Below are 13,374 nucleotides of genomic sequence, written 5' to 3' on the forward strand. Positions count from 1 at the left end.
CGGACACCTCGTTTATGTCCACCCGGTTCCTCAGAACCGGATGGACATTGACAATTCATCTCTAGCCCAGCTTGGCGTCGAGCGTGATTGCGGCGTTGAGCACCTTCGACACCGGGCAATTCTTCTCGGCCTCGCCGGCGATCTTCGCAAAGCCTGCTTCATCCAGGTTCGGCACCTTGGCGCGCAGAGTGAGCGCCGACTTGCTGATCTTGAAACCCTTGCCTTCCGGCTCGAGCGTAACGGCGGCTTCCGTCGAAAGTTCGTCCGGTGTGAACCCTGCCATCTGAAGACCGAAAGCCAGCGCCATCGTAAAACAGCCGGCATGGGCGGCTGCGATCAATTCCTCGGGATTGGTGCCCTTCTCGTTCTCGAAGCGGGTCTTGAACGAATAGGGCGTCTCGGCGAGCACACCGGATTCACTCGATATATGGCCGGTGCCGTCGCGACCGGTGCCTTTCCAGACTGCTGTTGCCTTGCGGATCATCGTGGTTCTCCTTGTTTGATTTCAGCACCGACGCTCGGTATCGAAGAAAAGCGACATTGGCACGACCGCCTGTCGCATTCCAACCGGCCAAGCGCCGCAGCGGTTCCTTTAGGCACCAACCTGTCCGACATGGAAGCCTAGCCGGTTCTCGACATCGCCGGCGCGGTGGAAGCCGCGCGCCATCAGCGCCTTGATGCGGCTCTGGCTTGCGGGGCGGCCGAGCGAAGCCAGGAATGCGTCCCACTCCGGCTTGATCTCGACGTCAGGCGGCAGGCTCGCGACGTCAACGAGGCGTTTGGTCTCGGCGATCGCGTCCTTGTCGAAGGACGCGATGCGCATCGCCAGCGCCTCGACGAAGCCGTCGAGCTCGGCATCCGGCAGCGACCGGTTCACATAGCCGTAGCGCTCGGCGAGATCGCCATGAATGTCGTCGGCACCGAGCAGAACTTCGAGCGCGCGGCCGCGGCCCATCAGGCGCGGCAATCGCGCCATCGGCCCGCCGCCGGGCACCAGGCCCGCACCGACCTCCCATTGCGACAGGATCGCCTTCTCGCGGCTGGCAAAGCGCATGTCGCTTGCGAGCGCGAGCTCGCTCCCGACACCCGTCGCACGGCCCCGTATCGAGGCGATGGACACAACGGGCGCGCGGCTGAGGCGCACCAGCATGTCGGGTAGCGCCTGGAGGCCGGTCGGCCCGGGCGGGATGCTCAGAGAGTCCTCGAGCGGCGCGAGGAAATCGTAATGCGTGATGAAGAAGCCTTCGACGGCGCTGTCGAAGACGACGACCTTCACCTCAGGATCAGTCTCGATCGCGGTGATGATGTCGCCCAGCAGCGGAAGATGCTTCGGGCCGAAGATGTTCACCGGTGGCATATCGAAGGTGACGCGCCAGTAGGTCGGCAGGCGGCGCTCCAGGCGAATGTCGTCGGTCGTGAAGGTGCGTTCGGGGCGATTCATGATTGGCTCCTGATGTGCGGGGAAATGAAGGGACGCGCGGCACCGCGCATCCCTTCCGGTTTCAGATCGACTGGCGCAGCGGGCGGAACGCGGTACGCATTTCCGCGGTGAACAGCGCGGGCTGCTCCCAGGCCGCGAAATGGCCGCCCTTGTCGAGACGGTTGTAGTGCATCAGCTTCGGATAGGCCTTCTCCGCCCAGCTGCGCGGCGCGGCGTAGATCTCGTCGGGGAAGACGCTGACGGCGACCGGTATCCTGATGTGCTTGGGCTCGAAGAACACCAGCTTGTTCTCCCAGTACAGCCGCGCCGACGAGACCGCGGTGTTGGTGAGCCAGTAAAGCGTGATGTTGTCGATCACATCGTCGCGCGACAGGCCTTCCGTCTTGCCGTCGAATACCCGCGCGATCATCGCAGTACTGCGCGCGTCATGATCCAGCATCCAGGACGCAAGGCCGGCCGGCGAGTCCACGAGGCCATAGAGCGTCTGCGGCCGGTTCGACATCTCGATCGCATAGCCGAGACCGTGCCTGTAGAAATCGTCGAGCTGGTCGTAAGCCATGCGCTCGTCGGCCGAGAGGTTCGACGGCCGTGTCCCGCCGGGCTGAAGTGCCTTGGCGATGTCGTCGGGAACGGTGGCCGGCATATTGGTATGGATGCCGAGCAATTCCGGCGGCGCGATCACCGCCATCTGCTCGGTGACGGCATTGCCCCAATCACCGCCTTGCGCGACGTAGCGATTGTAGCCGAGCCGCTTCATCAGCACGATCCAGGCCCGCGCGACGCGCTGCGGGTCCCAGCCGAGCGCGGTCGGCTTGCCGGAGAAGCCGTGGCCGGGGAGCGAGGGAATCACCAGGTCGAACGCGTCGGCCGCCGTGGCGCCGTGCGCGGTCGGATCGGTGAGCGGACCAACGATCTTCATCTGCTCGATGACCGAACCGGGCCAGCCATGCGTGACGATCATCGGCAGCGCATTGTCGTGGCGCGAGCGCACGTGAATGAAGTGGATGTCGACGCCGTCGATCTCGGTGACGAATTGCGGCAAGGCGTTCAGCCGCGCTTCCATCCTGCGCCAGTCGTAGTCGTTCTGCCAGTAGCGCACGAGCTGCTGCACCGTCGTCAGCTGCACGCCCTGCGATTGGTCGGCGACGATCTCGCGATCGGGCCAGCGCGTTGCGGCGAGGCGACGACGCAGGTCGAGCAGATCCTCCTCGGGCACGTTGACGTGGAACGGGCGGATCGCGCCGCTTGCCGCCGCCTTTGCCGGACGTAGCGGCAGCAGGCTCGCGACGCTGGCGGCAACCGCGGTCATCGCGGCCTGGCCGAGCAACTGGCGGCGGTCGGGGTTGAGGATGTCGGTGCGTGCTTGCGTGGTCATTTTTGATCTCTCTTGCTTTGGTCGGTATGTTGACCGAGTTCGAAATCGAGACATCGGTTCGTCGTGCAAGGAGATTGGCGCAGGCGCTTTCGATTTGCTCGTTATGGGTTGTTAGAGTGCGTTAGCCCTTGCGAGTCTGCATGATCAAGGCGAGCGACCGATGCTGCTGCGACGCGCGCGATACAACGCAAACGGCGCGCGACGACCAGGTCATCGCGCGCCGTGATCGGGGACTGCAACAATTTCAGGATGGCAGCGGCTGGCCGGCCTGCTCGCGCACGATGTAGTCGGCGTACCAATCGGCCCAATTCTCGTCATGTCCGCCGGTCCGCTTCTCGTGCTCGCCATGCGCGGCCGCCGCGCGGCGCAGTGCCGCGGCCAGATCGGTCTGCGAGGCGAAATTCGTACCGCTCGCCTCGATGCGGCCGGGCAATCGCGCGGTGACCTCCTGGAACAACCAGCCATTGCCGTCGGGATCGCTGAACGAAGCGAACGAGCTGTAGCTCCCGCGCTTGGGGTCAGCACCGCTGACGCGAATGCTGCCGAACAGATACGGCTCGTGCGGGCCGACGTGCACATCGCCGGCGCCGTGGAACGGCTCGCTGACGTCGATGCCGCGATCGCGCAGCTCTTGTCGTGCGGCTTCGAGATCGGAGACGATCAGATACAAGCCGCGTGCCGAACCGGGCGCGGCGGCCGTGACGTTCCTGCCGAAGATCACCGAGCAGGCCGAGCCCGGCGGCGTGAACTGGATCACGCGCCAGTCGTCGCCGGAGGCGAAATCGGCATCCAGTCGCCAGCCGAGACGCGCGTAGAACGCCTTGGCGCGGTCAACGTCGGACACGGGGATCACGACGACTTCGAGCTTCAGATCAACACGCCGTGATGCCGGGGACCTGGTCGCGGCGTCGCGGTCGATTTCGAGTGTGGCCATGTCGAACTCCCTGATGTCTAGCGCAGGTTCGAAGTCGAACCCGCTGTTTGCACCATCACCTTCGCGCAGACCGGGCACTTTTTCTCGTTATGGGATGTTAAGGCTCGTTATCGGTTGGAAGCCGAGGCGATTTCATGCAGCGGCCGGCATCACGATGGTCACCCGCGTGCCGCCCTGTCCCGCCTCGCCATGCAACCGCGCGTGGATGCTGCGTGCGAGCCCTTCCAGAATGCGGCTGCCGGTGCCCTGGAGCGGACCGGTTGCGCCGATGCCGTTGTCGGCGACCGTGCAAAACCATGCGCCGTCGCGATTGGCCACGTCAATGCGGATCAGCGCATCATTCTTGTTCGGAAAGGCGTGCTTTGCCGCGTTCGTGACCAGCTCCGTCAGCATCAGCGCGAGCCGATGGCATTGCGATGCCGGCAGGATGCCGCTCTCGATCGCAGCCTCGCAGCGGACGCCCGCGGGCTCCAGCACTGCTTCGGAGATCGCTCCGCAGAGATTTTCGAAGAACGCTTCGACGGAGATCAACGATTGGTCGTCATTGTCCGACAGGAGCTGATAGAGCCTGCCGAAGGCAACGATGCGCCGCTCGAACCGGTCCACCGCAACCGAGACATCCTTCGGACCTGCCCGCGTAAAATCGCGACGGACTGACGCACCCAGCAGCGTCAGCGTGTTCTTCATGCGGTGGTGGGACTCCCGCAGCACGAGTTCCCAATCACGCGACTGATCGTCAAGACTGGCGACGAATTGAGATCGAACCGCGCTGCCGTCCTGCATGGAGCTGATGGCGGACATGATAGCCTCCCCGTTGGAATAGGACCTAACTCGAAGGCCATACTGGATGCATCGGCCGCGTTTTGCTCGTTAGACGTTGCAAGATTCTGTTATGATCGGCGGCCTCACATTTTCGCAGCTGGCACTTTCGCTGCGACGGTCAAGCCCACTGACAGATTGTCGCGGTCGCGTCATAAACTGCTCGCGTTTAAGCAAAATTCGCGATGCTGTTCCTCGTGTGCGCGGCGATGGCCACGCGATTTCGCCACTTTCGGTCAGTTTACTGACGAGCTCTGGTAGACCAAAGTACAGACGTTAGCACTTTCTGGAAGCATTGCCCCGTGCCGGACACCAACGACCAGGATTCGGCGATCGCCTTCGGACCATTCCGGCTATTCGCAAAGTCGCGGCTGCTGGAGAAGGACGGCGCCCCGCTTCACCTCGGCGGCCGCGCGCTCGACATTCTGATCTTTCTCGCCGAACGCGCCGGTGAGGTCGTGGACAAGCGGGAATTGATCAAGCGGGTCTGGTCCGACGTGACCGTCGACGAAGGCAGCCTGCGCTTCCACATCACGACGCTGCGCAAGGCCTTGGGCGATGCCGGCGAAGGCGCGCGCTACGTCGTCAACGTCCCCGGACGCGGCTATTGCTTCACCGCCCCGCTGCTTCAAGCCGCTCCATCGGAGAACCGGGCCAGCCAGCCTGTCGCTTCGCCCCATTCGCTGCCCTCGGCGCTTGCAAGGATGATCGGGCGGGACGAGGCGGTCGAGAAGATTTCCGCCGAACTTGCCCTGCACCGGTTCGTCACCATCGTCGGCCCCGGCGGGATCGGCAAGACCTCGGTCGCGCTCACCGTCGCCCACCGCGAGCTGGAGGCCTTCGACGGCCAGGTGTGCTTCGTCGATTTCGGTGCGCTGACGGATGCCAGGCTCGTTCCCGGAACGATTGCGGCAGCGCTGGGCCTGACTGTCAATTCCGACGACCCGATGCCGGGCCTGCTGACGTTCCTGCGCAGCCGGCGGACACTGCTGGTCTTCGACAGTTGCGAGCACATCCTCGACGAGCTCGCCCCCGTCGCCGAGCGCATCGTCCAGGAGGCGCCAGAGCTGCATATTCTCGCCACCAGCCGCGAATCCTTTCGCACCGAGGGCGAGCGCGTCCACCGGCTGTTTCCACTGGATTGCCCGCCAGAGCGAGACGGGCTCGGCATCGCCGACATCCTTGCCTATCCCGCAAGCCAGCTCTTCGTGGAACGCATTGCCGAGAGCCTGGGCGAATTCGAACTCAATGAAGAGGATGCGCCGCTGGTCGCCGAGATCTGCCGGCGGCTGGACGGCATCGCGCTCGCGATCGAGCTCGCCGCCGGTCGCGTGAATGCCTATGGCATTGCCGGGACCGCCTCGCTGCTCGACAGCCGCTTCTCGCTGCTGTGGCGAGGACGGCGCACCGCGATCCCGCGGCACCAGACCTTAAGCGCCGCGCTCGCCTGGAGCTACGATTTGCTGCCGCCGGCCGAAAGCGCGACGCTGCGCGGATTGTCGGTGTTCGTCGGGCCGTTTACGCTGGAAGCCGCGCTTGCGGTCGCATCCAGCCAGGGCATCGGCGAGCCCGAAGCGGTCGAGGCGATCTCGAACCTGCTCTCCAAATCCCTGATCGCGACCTCGCCTGCGGAGCGGCGACTGCGCTATCGCCTGCTCGACACGACACGCGCTTTCGCCGGGAATAAGCTGGTCGAGAACGAAGAAGCTGATCGCGTCGCACGCGCGCATGCCGAATATTTCCGCGATTTTTTGCGCGACATTGCGCTTAAGTCTACGGGCATGCAGAGCGCGGGTGGCTTCCTTCCCTATGCCGACCATCTGCCCAATGTCAGGGCCGCCCTGACCTGGAGCTTTTCGGAGCGCGGCGACCGGACGATCGGCGCGGATCTGGCGGCCTCGGCGGCCCAGTTCTTCCTTGAGCTGACGTTGCTGACGGAGTGCTACCGCTGGGCCCAGCAGGCGCTGACGTCTCTCGCTGCGGGTCCGATGGACAGCCGCCAGGAGATGACATTGCAAGCCGCGCTCGGCGTCTCCGTGATGTTCACGCAAGGAAATACCGAAGCAGTCCGGTCCGCGTTCACGCGCAGTCTCCAGCTTGCGCAGGAGCTCGAGGACCTGCACTGGCAGCTCTGGCTGCTGCGCGGCTTGCACATCTACCTGACCAGGGTCGGGGATTTTCACGGCGCGCTCGGAACCGGCGTCCAGGGCGAAGCCGTCGCGCGGAAATTGAACGATCCAGCCGCCGCGCTGAACGTGGAGTGGATGCTGGGCGTCGCGCATCATTTGATCGGCAATCAGGACAAGGCCGTGCAGTTCTGCGAGAGCGCGATGGTGCACAATCCCGGCTCGCAGCGGCTGAACATCGGCCATCTCGGCTATGACGACCGCATCGTCGCGCTGGTGGCGCTGGCGCGCGGGCTCTGGCTCACCGGCCGGCCCGATCGGGCGATCGAGGCCGCCAGATACACGGTGCGCGCGGCCGAGCAGCTCGAACAGCCGCTCACGCTCGGCATCTCCCTGATCTGGACCATCTACGTGTTCCTCTGGGTCGGCGACTGGGCCAGTGCCGAAATCCTGATAGAGCGGCTGATCAACCATGCCGAGCGGCACTTCCTCGGCCCCTATCATGCGGTCGGCATCGGCCAGAAGGGCGAGCTGCTGCTGCGCCGCGGCGACGTCGCCGGCGGGATCGAGCATCTTCGCCGCAGCCAGGCCACGCTGTACGCCACGCGGCACCGGATCATGACGACGGTGTTTGCGACGGCGCTGGCGGAAGGCCTTGCCTCCCAGAACCAGCCCGACGAGGCCTTGCAGACGATCAATGAGGCCATCGCCCAGATTCCGGATCACGGCGAATCCTTCGACATGCCGGAGATGCTCAGGGTCAAAGGCGACATCCTGGCTCGTTCTGGCCATGCCGCGGAGGCCGAGAATTGCTTGCGGAAATCGCTCGATCTGTCACGCCGGCAGTGCGCGCTCGGCTGGGAGCTGCGGGGGGCGATCAGCCTCGGCCGTGTCTGGCGTCAGGCCGGAAAGGCCGGCGAGGCACGCGACCTGCTCGCCCCGCTCGTGGCGCGGTACCAGGAAGGCCTCCAGACCCGCGATCTGCTAGCTGCAAGGGAGCTCCTGGGCGCGCTGAATTGAGAGTATCTTCAAAGAGATACCGCCTAAGTGCCCGCTCGCAACTCCTAACAACTTCTAACACGCCAAGCCGCATGCGCCCCGCCATGGTGGTCACACTTCATGGTGGATATGGCGGGACATGGCGCTTCTTGACGATGTGATCGATGCCAGCGGCGGGATGGCCCGCTGGAATAGCTTGAGCCGGTTCACGCTCCACCTCTCCGTTGCCGGAACGCTGTTTTCCAGCGCCGGGCACGCCAGCGAATTCAAGGATGTCACCGCGGAGGGCTCGACCCGGACGCAATCCGTCCGCTTCACCGGCATCACCGGGGGAGAGCACTCAGGCTCCTTTCAACCGGATGCGATCACGATCGAAAGCCTGGATGGCGAGGTGCTGCGGACCTGGCGCAATCCGAGCCTGGCGTTTCCGGAAGCGAGTTCCCCCGCGCTTGCTAACGAACTGCATCTCGTCTTCTTCTGCGGCGTCGCGATCTGGAATTATCTGACGATCCCGTTCCTGCTCGCGCACCCCGACGTCGTGGTGGAGGAGCTGTCGCCCTGGCGCGAAGGCACCGAGACCTGGCGCCGGCTTAAGGCGCAGTTCCCCGCGCAGCTGATCACGCTCGCGCCCGAGCAGATCTTTCATTTCGACGAGAACGCGCTGCAACGGCGGATGGATCACGATCTCTTCGGGATGAAGGTCACACATCACTCCTGGGCCCATGACAGTTTCGGCGGCATCGTGGTGCCGACGCTTCGGCGTGTGCAGACACTGCAGGCTGATGGAACCGTGATCGCCAAGCCCGTGCTGATGGACGTCGAGATTTTTGACGCCGTCTTCGAGTAGTGGCGACACGCGCAAGAGCACTCGCAACGTCTAACACGACATAACGAGCCAACAACCCGACTTGGGTGCAGATTGCGTCTGCGAGCGACGAACGAACGCGTGAGCTCGCCGAAGACTTGCACCGACGCACTTTCGCCACGAGAGGGCGCGTCATCCAGCAAACGCAATCACGGGAACAGTGTCATGAAAGTATTGATGGTCATCACCTCGCACGACCAGCTCGGCAACACCGGACGCAAGACCGGCTTCTGGCTCGAAGAGCTCGCGGCGCCCTATTTCGTGTTCAAGGATTCCGGCGCCGAAATCACCCTCGCCTCGCCCAAGGGCGGCCGCCCGCCGCTCGATCCCAAGAGCAACGAGCCCGAGTTCCGCACCGACCTCACGCTGCGCTTCGAGGAAGATGCGGCCGCTGAAGCCCAGCTCGACAAGACCGTGCGCCTCGACAGCGTCAGGCAGGAAGATTTCGACACCGTCTTCTACCCCGGCGGTCACGGCCCGATGTGGGACCTCGCCGAAGACAAGGACTCGGTCAAGCTGATCGAATCCTTCCTCGCCGCCGGCAAGACCATCGCGGTGGTGTGTCACTCGACCGGCGCGCTGCGCCACGTCAAGACACCCGACGGCAAGCCGCTCGTGCAAGGCAAGGAAGTCACCGGCTTCACCAACGGCGAGGAAGAGGACGTGGGCCTGACCAAGGTCGTGCCCTTCCTTGTCGAGGACGAGATGCTGAAGCTCGGCGCGGTGTTCTCGAAGACGGCAAACTGGGGCGTGCACGTCGTCAGCGCCGGCCAGCTGATCACGGGGCAGAACCCGCATTCGTCGGGCCCGGCGGCGCAGACGCTGCTCGCCGCCCTCAAGCGCAAGCCGATGGCGAAGGCGTCGTAGATTCCGGATGCGGTCGCATCTCGGGAGGCGCCTGCGACGGCGCCTCTCGACTCCGCCGCGATATTCCTCGGAGAGGACACGATCATGGACTTGCTTGCCTACACGAAGACAATCGCAGAGCGCATTGAAGCAGAGGCTGCACGCGCCAGGGTTCCCGTCGCCGTTTGCGTCATCGACATCCACGGCAATGTCATCCTCAAGCACCGTATGAGTGGCGCGCCGACATTTTCGCTCGAACTGTCGGAGCGGAAGGCGTACACGTCCGCCCTGGTCGGGCTTCGAACCTCCGACCTGTCTCCGATGGTGCAGCCTGGACAGGCTCTCTTTCCGCTGATGGGCGTCGCGGGCGGACGCTTCTGCTCGATGGGCGGCGGCGCGCCGCTGACCATCGGCGGACAGCTCGTCGCCGGCGTCGGCATCAGTGGCGGTACCGTCGAGCAGGACGTCGACATCCTCGAGGCCGGGCTTCGCGAACCCGCAACCACCGATAGGGTCGACATGAAGATCGAGGTCGTCGTCCTGCCGGTCTCGGACGTCGCGCGCGCCAAGCGCTTCTATGCCGACCTCGGCTGGCGGCTCGACATCGACTATCAGGGCAAGGACAGCTATCGCGTGATCCAGTTCACGCCTCCCGGCTCGGGCTGCTCCGTCATTTTCGGCAGCAACCTCACCACGGCTGCTCCCGGCTCCGTGAAGGGCCTTCATTTCATCGTATCCGACATCCAGGCCGCGTGTGATGATCTTCGCCGGCGCGGCATCACTGTCAGCGAGCCGTTCCACGATCCCGGCGGCATATTCCATCACGCCAGCGCGAGCGATCTTGCCGCGGGTCCGAATCCGCAGCGCAAAAGCTACGCTTCCTACGCCTCGTTCAACGACCCCGACGGCAATGGCTGGGTGTTCCAGGAAGTCACCGCGCGGCTGACCGGGCACATCGAGGACGGCGACGAAAGCTTTACGCCCGAGCTCACGGACGTCGTCCGGCGCGCTGAAGCTGCGGCCCGCGCTGGTGCCGGATCGGACGACCGCGCAGCGGCCTGACATCGGAGCGACGACATGAACATTCCAGCCACCCTCGCCCTCTCGGCCGCGCTTGCGTGCGAATCCGTGCAGGCTTCGGCGCAGTATCTGCGATCGAGCCGGCGCTCGATCAGCTATCATTCCGTCGATGTCCGGGGCCTCAAGATCTTCTACCGCGAGGCCGGGCCGGCCGACGCCCCGACCGTGCTGCTGCTGCACGGCTTTCCCTCCTCGTCGCGGATGTGGGAGCCCCTGCTACCGCTGCTCGCAGACAAATATCACCTGATCGCGCCTGATTATCCCGGCTTCGGCAATAGCAGCGCGCCGCCGCCGTCCGATTTCACCTACACCTTCGACAACATCGCCGGCGTGATGAGTGAGCTGACCAACAAGCTCGGCCTCACCAACTACGTCCTGTTCATGCAGGACTATGGCGGCCCGGTCGGCTTCCGCATGGCGCTGGCGCAGCCGGAACGCGTCCGCGCCATCATGATCCAGAACGCCGTGTCGCACGAGCAGGGGCTAAGTCCGCTCTGGGACGCGCGTCGCAAATACTGGGCCGACCCGGTACACGAGATCGAGGCGCTGAAGACCAACTTCACCTCCTTGGAGGCGACGCGTCAGCGGCATCTCGGCTCCAGCCCGCATCCCGAGCGCTACGACCCCGACACCTGGACCGATGAATACGCCTTCCTGACGCGTCCTGGGCAGGCCGAGATCCAGACCACGCTGTTCCTGGATTACAGGACCAACGTTGCCTCCTATCCAAAGTGGCAGGATTGGTTGCGCAAGACGCGGCCGCCGACGCTGGTGGTCTGGGGCAAGTACGATCCGTCCTTCGCGGTCGCCGGCGCTGCGGCCTATCGCGACGATGTGCCTGAGGCTGAAGTCCACATCCTGGACGCCGGCCACTTCGCGCTGGATGAAGCCACTGACGAGATCGCTTCGCTCGTCCGCGACTTCCTTGCACGGCTGGATGGACACAAGGATTGAACAACGACGGCGTGGCGTCTCGCCACGCTGCGGACCAAGCAACGACCACAGGAGACACGCATGTCCGACAGCATCAACCATGAACGTCGCCGCTTCTTCGGGAGCGCCGCCATGACGCTTGCAGCGGCGCAGCTTTCGCTGGGCATGACGGCCGAGGCGAAGCCGGCCAAATTCGCCGCAGTCAGCAGGCCGGGCGCCAACACCGCGTTCGCATCGCTGAAGCAGGTCAACGCCGGCCTCCTCAATGTCGGCTATGCCGAAGCCGGGCCCGCCGACGGTCCGCCCGTGATCCTGCTGCACGGCTGGCCCTACGACATCTACGCTTTCGTCGATGTCGCGCCGCAACTCGCCGCGGCCGGTCGCCGCGTGATCGTGCCCTATCTGCGCGGCTACGGCAGCACGCGCTTCCTGTCGGATGCGACGATGCGGAACGGACAGCCGGCCGCGATCGCGGCCGACATCATCGCGCTGATGGACGCACTCAAGATCGACAAGGCCACGATCGCCGGATTCGACTGGGGCGCACGGACCGCCAACATCGTCGCCGCGCTGTGGCCGGAGCGGGTCAAGGCGATGGTGTCGGTGAGCGGCTATCTGATCGGCAGCCAGCAGGCCGGCAAGATGCCGCTGCCGCCCAAGGCCGAGCTGCAATGGTGGTACCAGTTCTACTTCGCGACCGAGCGCGGCCGTGAAGGCTACGACAAGTACCGCCACGACTTCTCCAGGCTGATCTGGCAGCTGGCCTCCCCGCAATGGCACTTCGACGACGCCACTTTCGACCGCAGCGCCAAGGCGTTCGACAATCCGGACCATGTCGCGATCGTGATCCACAATTATCGCTGGCGGCTCGGCCTCGCCGATGGCGAAGCGAAATATGCCGACGACGAGGCGCGGCTGGCGCAGGCACCCGTCATCACCGTACCCACCATCACGATGGAGGGCGACGCCAACGGAGCGCCGCATCCGGAACCGTCCGCCTATGCCAAGAAATTCTCCGGGCGCTATTCGCATCGAACCATCAAGGGCGGCATCGGCCACAATCTGCCGCAGGAGGCGCCAAAGGCTTTTGCGGACGCGGTGTTGGACGTCATGGCAGAAGCCTAGGCGCTGGGGGCCTGCCAACGGCCTTTAACAACACTTAACGGGCGATCGTCTGCGCCCGGGGGTATCTCCATTGGGGAGACACCTCCGATGCGAGAAGGAACCGCCGGATGATTCCGCTGCTGGCGAATGCGATCGAGGCCCATGGCGGGCTCGATCGATGGAAGGCCCACAGACTTCTCACCGCGACGATCGTGACGGGAGGCGATCTCTGGACGTTGAAGGGCGTCGACCAGGATCAGGCGCCGCGCACGATGCGGATCGAGCTGCATCGTGAGCGGGGCTCGGTCGAGCCGTTCGGCAAGCCCGGCCAGCGCACCGCGTTCAGTCCCGAGCGGATCGCGATCGTCGCCGCCGACGGACGCATCGTCGCGATGCGCAACGATCCACGCGCCTCATTCGCGCGACACGACATGCGGACGCATTGGGACCCGCTGCATCGCGCCTATTTCAACGGCTATGCGCTGTGGACGTACATGACCACGCCCTTCCTGCTTGCCATGGAGGGATTCGATATCCGGGAGATCGAGCCGTGGCACGAGGGCACCGAGACATGGCCCGGATTACGGGCGACATTCCCGGCCATGATCGCGAGCCACAGCGCCGAGCAGGATTTCTATTTCGGCCCTGATATGCTCATCCGCCGCCATGACTATCGGATCGAGATCGCCGGCAATTTTCCGGCGGCTCACTATGTGTCGGATCCCGTCAGTGTTGACGGCTTCAAGCTCCCGACGCGCCGGCGCATCTATCTGCGCGGCGACGATCTGATGCCGCTGCGCGACGAGCTGATGGTGTCGATCGATCTCGCCGATTTTCGGTTTGACTGACCCT

12 protein-coding genes are annotated in these 13,374 nt (G+C 64.6%); 7 read left to right on the forward strand and 5 right to left on the reverse strand.

The annotated features are described in order from the left end of the window. Positions 1 to 61: 61 nt before the first annotated feature. The 5 genes from AC1RR3_RS07600 to AC1RR3_RS07620 all read right to left on the reverse strand — a co-directional run bounded on the left by AC1RR3_RS07600 (position 62) and on the right by AC1RR3_RS07620 (position 4,551). Positions 62 to 484: an OsmC family protein gene (locus AC1RR3_RS07600; RefSeq protein ID WP_492820958.1), complete on the reverse strand. Its 423-nt coding sequence runs from the start codon at positions 482 to 484 to the stop codon at positions 62 to 64. 108 nt (positions 485 to 592) lie between these two features. After that, positions 593 to 1,441, reverse strand: coding sequence for an enoyl-CoA hydratase/isomerase family protein (locus AC1RR3_RS07605; RefSeq protein ID WP_492820960.1), 849 nt, complete (start codon positions 1,439 to 1,441; stop codon positions 593 to 595). A gap of 61 nt (positions 1,442 to 1,502) precedes the next feature. Next, positions 1,503 to 2,816, reverse strand: a complete 1,314-nt coding sequence (locus tag AC1RR3_RS07610) for an epoxide hydrolase family protein (protein WP_492820962.1) — start codon at positions 2,814 to 2,816, stop codon at positions 1,503 to 1,505. Positions 2,817 to 3,060: 244 nt separating this feature from the next. After that, positions 3,061 to 3,750, reverse strand: a complete 690-nt coding sequence (locus AC1RR3_RS07615; RefSeq protein WP_492820964.1) for a VOC family protein — start codon at positions 3,748 to 3,750, stop codon at positions 3,061 to 3,063. Positions 3,751 to 3,882: 132 nt separating this feature from the next. Continuing rightward, the gene (locus AC1RR3_RS07620; RefSeq protein WP_492820966.1) at positions 3,883 to 4,551 is read right to left on the reverse strand and encodes a sensor histidine kinase; all 669 of its coding nucleotides are present in this window, start codon (positions 4,549 to 4,551) and stop codon (positions 3,883 to 3,885) included. A gap of 320 nt (positions 4,552 to 4,871) precedes the next feature. On the opposite strand from AC1RR3_RS07620, the gene AC1RR3_RS07625 reads away from it, so the two are divergent. The 7 genes from AC1RR3_RS07625 (at position 4,872) to AC1RR3_RS07655 (ending at position 13,370) form a co-directional block, all read left to right on the forward strand. Next, positions 4,872 to 7,715 (forward strand): ATP-binding protein, encoded by a 2,844-nt coding sequence (locus AC1RR3_RS07625; protein ID WP_492820968.1) that lies wholly within the window; start codon positions 4,872 to 4,874, stop codon positions 7,713 to 7,715. 118 nt (positions 7,716 to 7,833) lie between these two features. Next, positions 7,834 to 8,541 (forward strand): hypothetical protein, encoded by a 708-nt coding sequence (locus AC1RR3_RS07630; protein ID WP_492820970.1) that lies wholly within the window; start codon positions 7,834 to 7,836, stop codon positions 8,539 to 8,541. Between the two features lie 183 nt (positions 8,542 to 8,724). Then, positions 8,725 to 9,426, forward strand: a complete 702-nt coding sequence (locus AC1RR3_RS07635; RefSeq protein WP_492820972.1) for a type 1 glutamine amidotransferase domain-containing protein — start codon at positions 8,725 to 8,727, stop codon at positions 9,424 to 9,426. Between the two features lie 84 nt (positions 9,427 to 9,510). After that, on the forward strand, positions 9,511 to 10,467 hold the full coding sequence (locus AC1RR3_RS07640) for a heme-binding protein (RefSeq protein ID WP_492820974.1): 957 nt from the start codon (positions 9,511 to 9,513) through the stop codon (positions 10,465 to 10,467). Between the two features lie 15 nt (positions 10,468 to 10,482). Beyond that, positions 10,483 to 11,439, forward strand: a complete 957-nt coding sequence (locus AC1RR3_RS07645) for an alpha/beta fold hydrolase (protein WP_492820976.1) — start codon at positions 10,483 to 10,485, stop codon at positions 11,437 to 11,439. A 60-nt stretch (positions 11,440 to 11,499) separates the two neighbouring features. Then, on the forward strand, positions 11,500 to 12,543 hold the full coding sequence (locus tag AC1RR3_RS07650) for an alpha/beta fold hydrolase (RefSeq protein WP_492820978.1): 1,044 nt from the start codon (positions 11,500 to 11,502) through the stop codon (positions 12,541 to 12,543). 107 nt (positions 12,544 to 12,650) lie between these two features. Further along, positions 12,651 to 13,370 (forward strand): hypothetical protein, encoded by a 720-nt coding sequence (locus AC1RR3_RS07655; protein ID WP_492820980.1) that lies wholly within the window; start codon positions 12,651 to 12,653, stop codon positions 13,368 to 13,370. The last annotated feature ends 4 nt before the right edge of the window (positions 13,371 to 13,374 follow it).

The organism is Bradyrhizobium sp. GW821-FHT13H05, assembly GCF_058804065.1.

Excerpts from the sequence above, each read along its gene's own strand:
- AC1RR3_RS07600 (WP_492820958.1), bottom strand. The coding sequence starts at position 484 with ATGATCCGCAAGGCAACAGCAGTCTGGAAAGGCACCGGTCGCGACGGC.
- AC1RR3_RS07620 (WP_492820966.1), bottom strand. The coding sequence starts at position 4,551 with ATGTCCGCCATCAGCTCCATGCAGGACGGCAGCGCGGTTCGATCTCAA.
- AC1RR3_RS07640 (WP_492820974.1), top strand. The coding sequence starts at position 9,511 with ATGGACTTGCTTGCCTACACGAAGACAATCGCAGAGCGCATTGAAGCA.
- AC1RR3_RS07605 (WP_492820960.1), bottom strand. The coding sequence starts at position 1,441 with ATGAATCGCCCCGAACGCACCTTCACGACCGACGACATTCGCCTGGAG.
- AC1RR3_RS07615 (WP_492820964.1), bottom strand. The coding sequence starts at position 3,750 with ATGGCCACACTCGAAATCGACCGCGACGCCGCGACCAGGTCCCCGGCA.
- AC1RR3_RS07650 (WP_492820978.1), top strand. The coding sequence starts at position 11,500 with ATGTCCGACAGCATCAACCATGAACGTCGCCGCTTCTTCGGGAGCGCC.
- AC1RR3_RS07610 (WP_492820962.1), bottom strand. The coding sequence starts at position 2,816 with ATGACCACGCAAGCACGCACCGACATCCTCAACCCCGACCGCCGCCAG.
- AC1RR3_RS07630 (WP_492820970.1), top strand. The coding sequence starts at position 7,834 with ATGGCGCTTCTTGACGATGTGATCGATGCCAGCGGCGGGATGGCCCGC.
- AC1RR3_RS07645 (WP_492820976.1), top strand. The coding sequence starts at position 10,483 with ATGAACATTCCAGCCACCCTCGCCCTCTCGGCCGCGCTTGCGTGCGAA.
- AC1RR3_RS07655 (WP_492820980.1), top strand. The coding sequence starts at position 12,651 with ATGATTCCGCTGCTGGCGAATGCGATCGAGGCCCATGGCGGGCTCGAT.
- AC1RR3_RS07635 (WP_492820972.1), top strand. The coding sequence starts at position 8,725 with ATGAAAGTATTGATGGTCATCACCTCGCACGACCAGCTCGGCAACACC.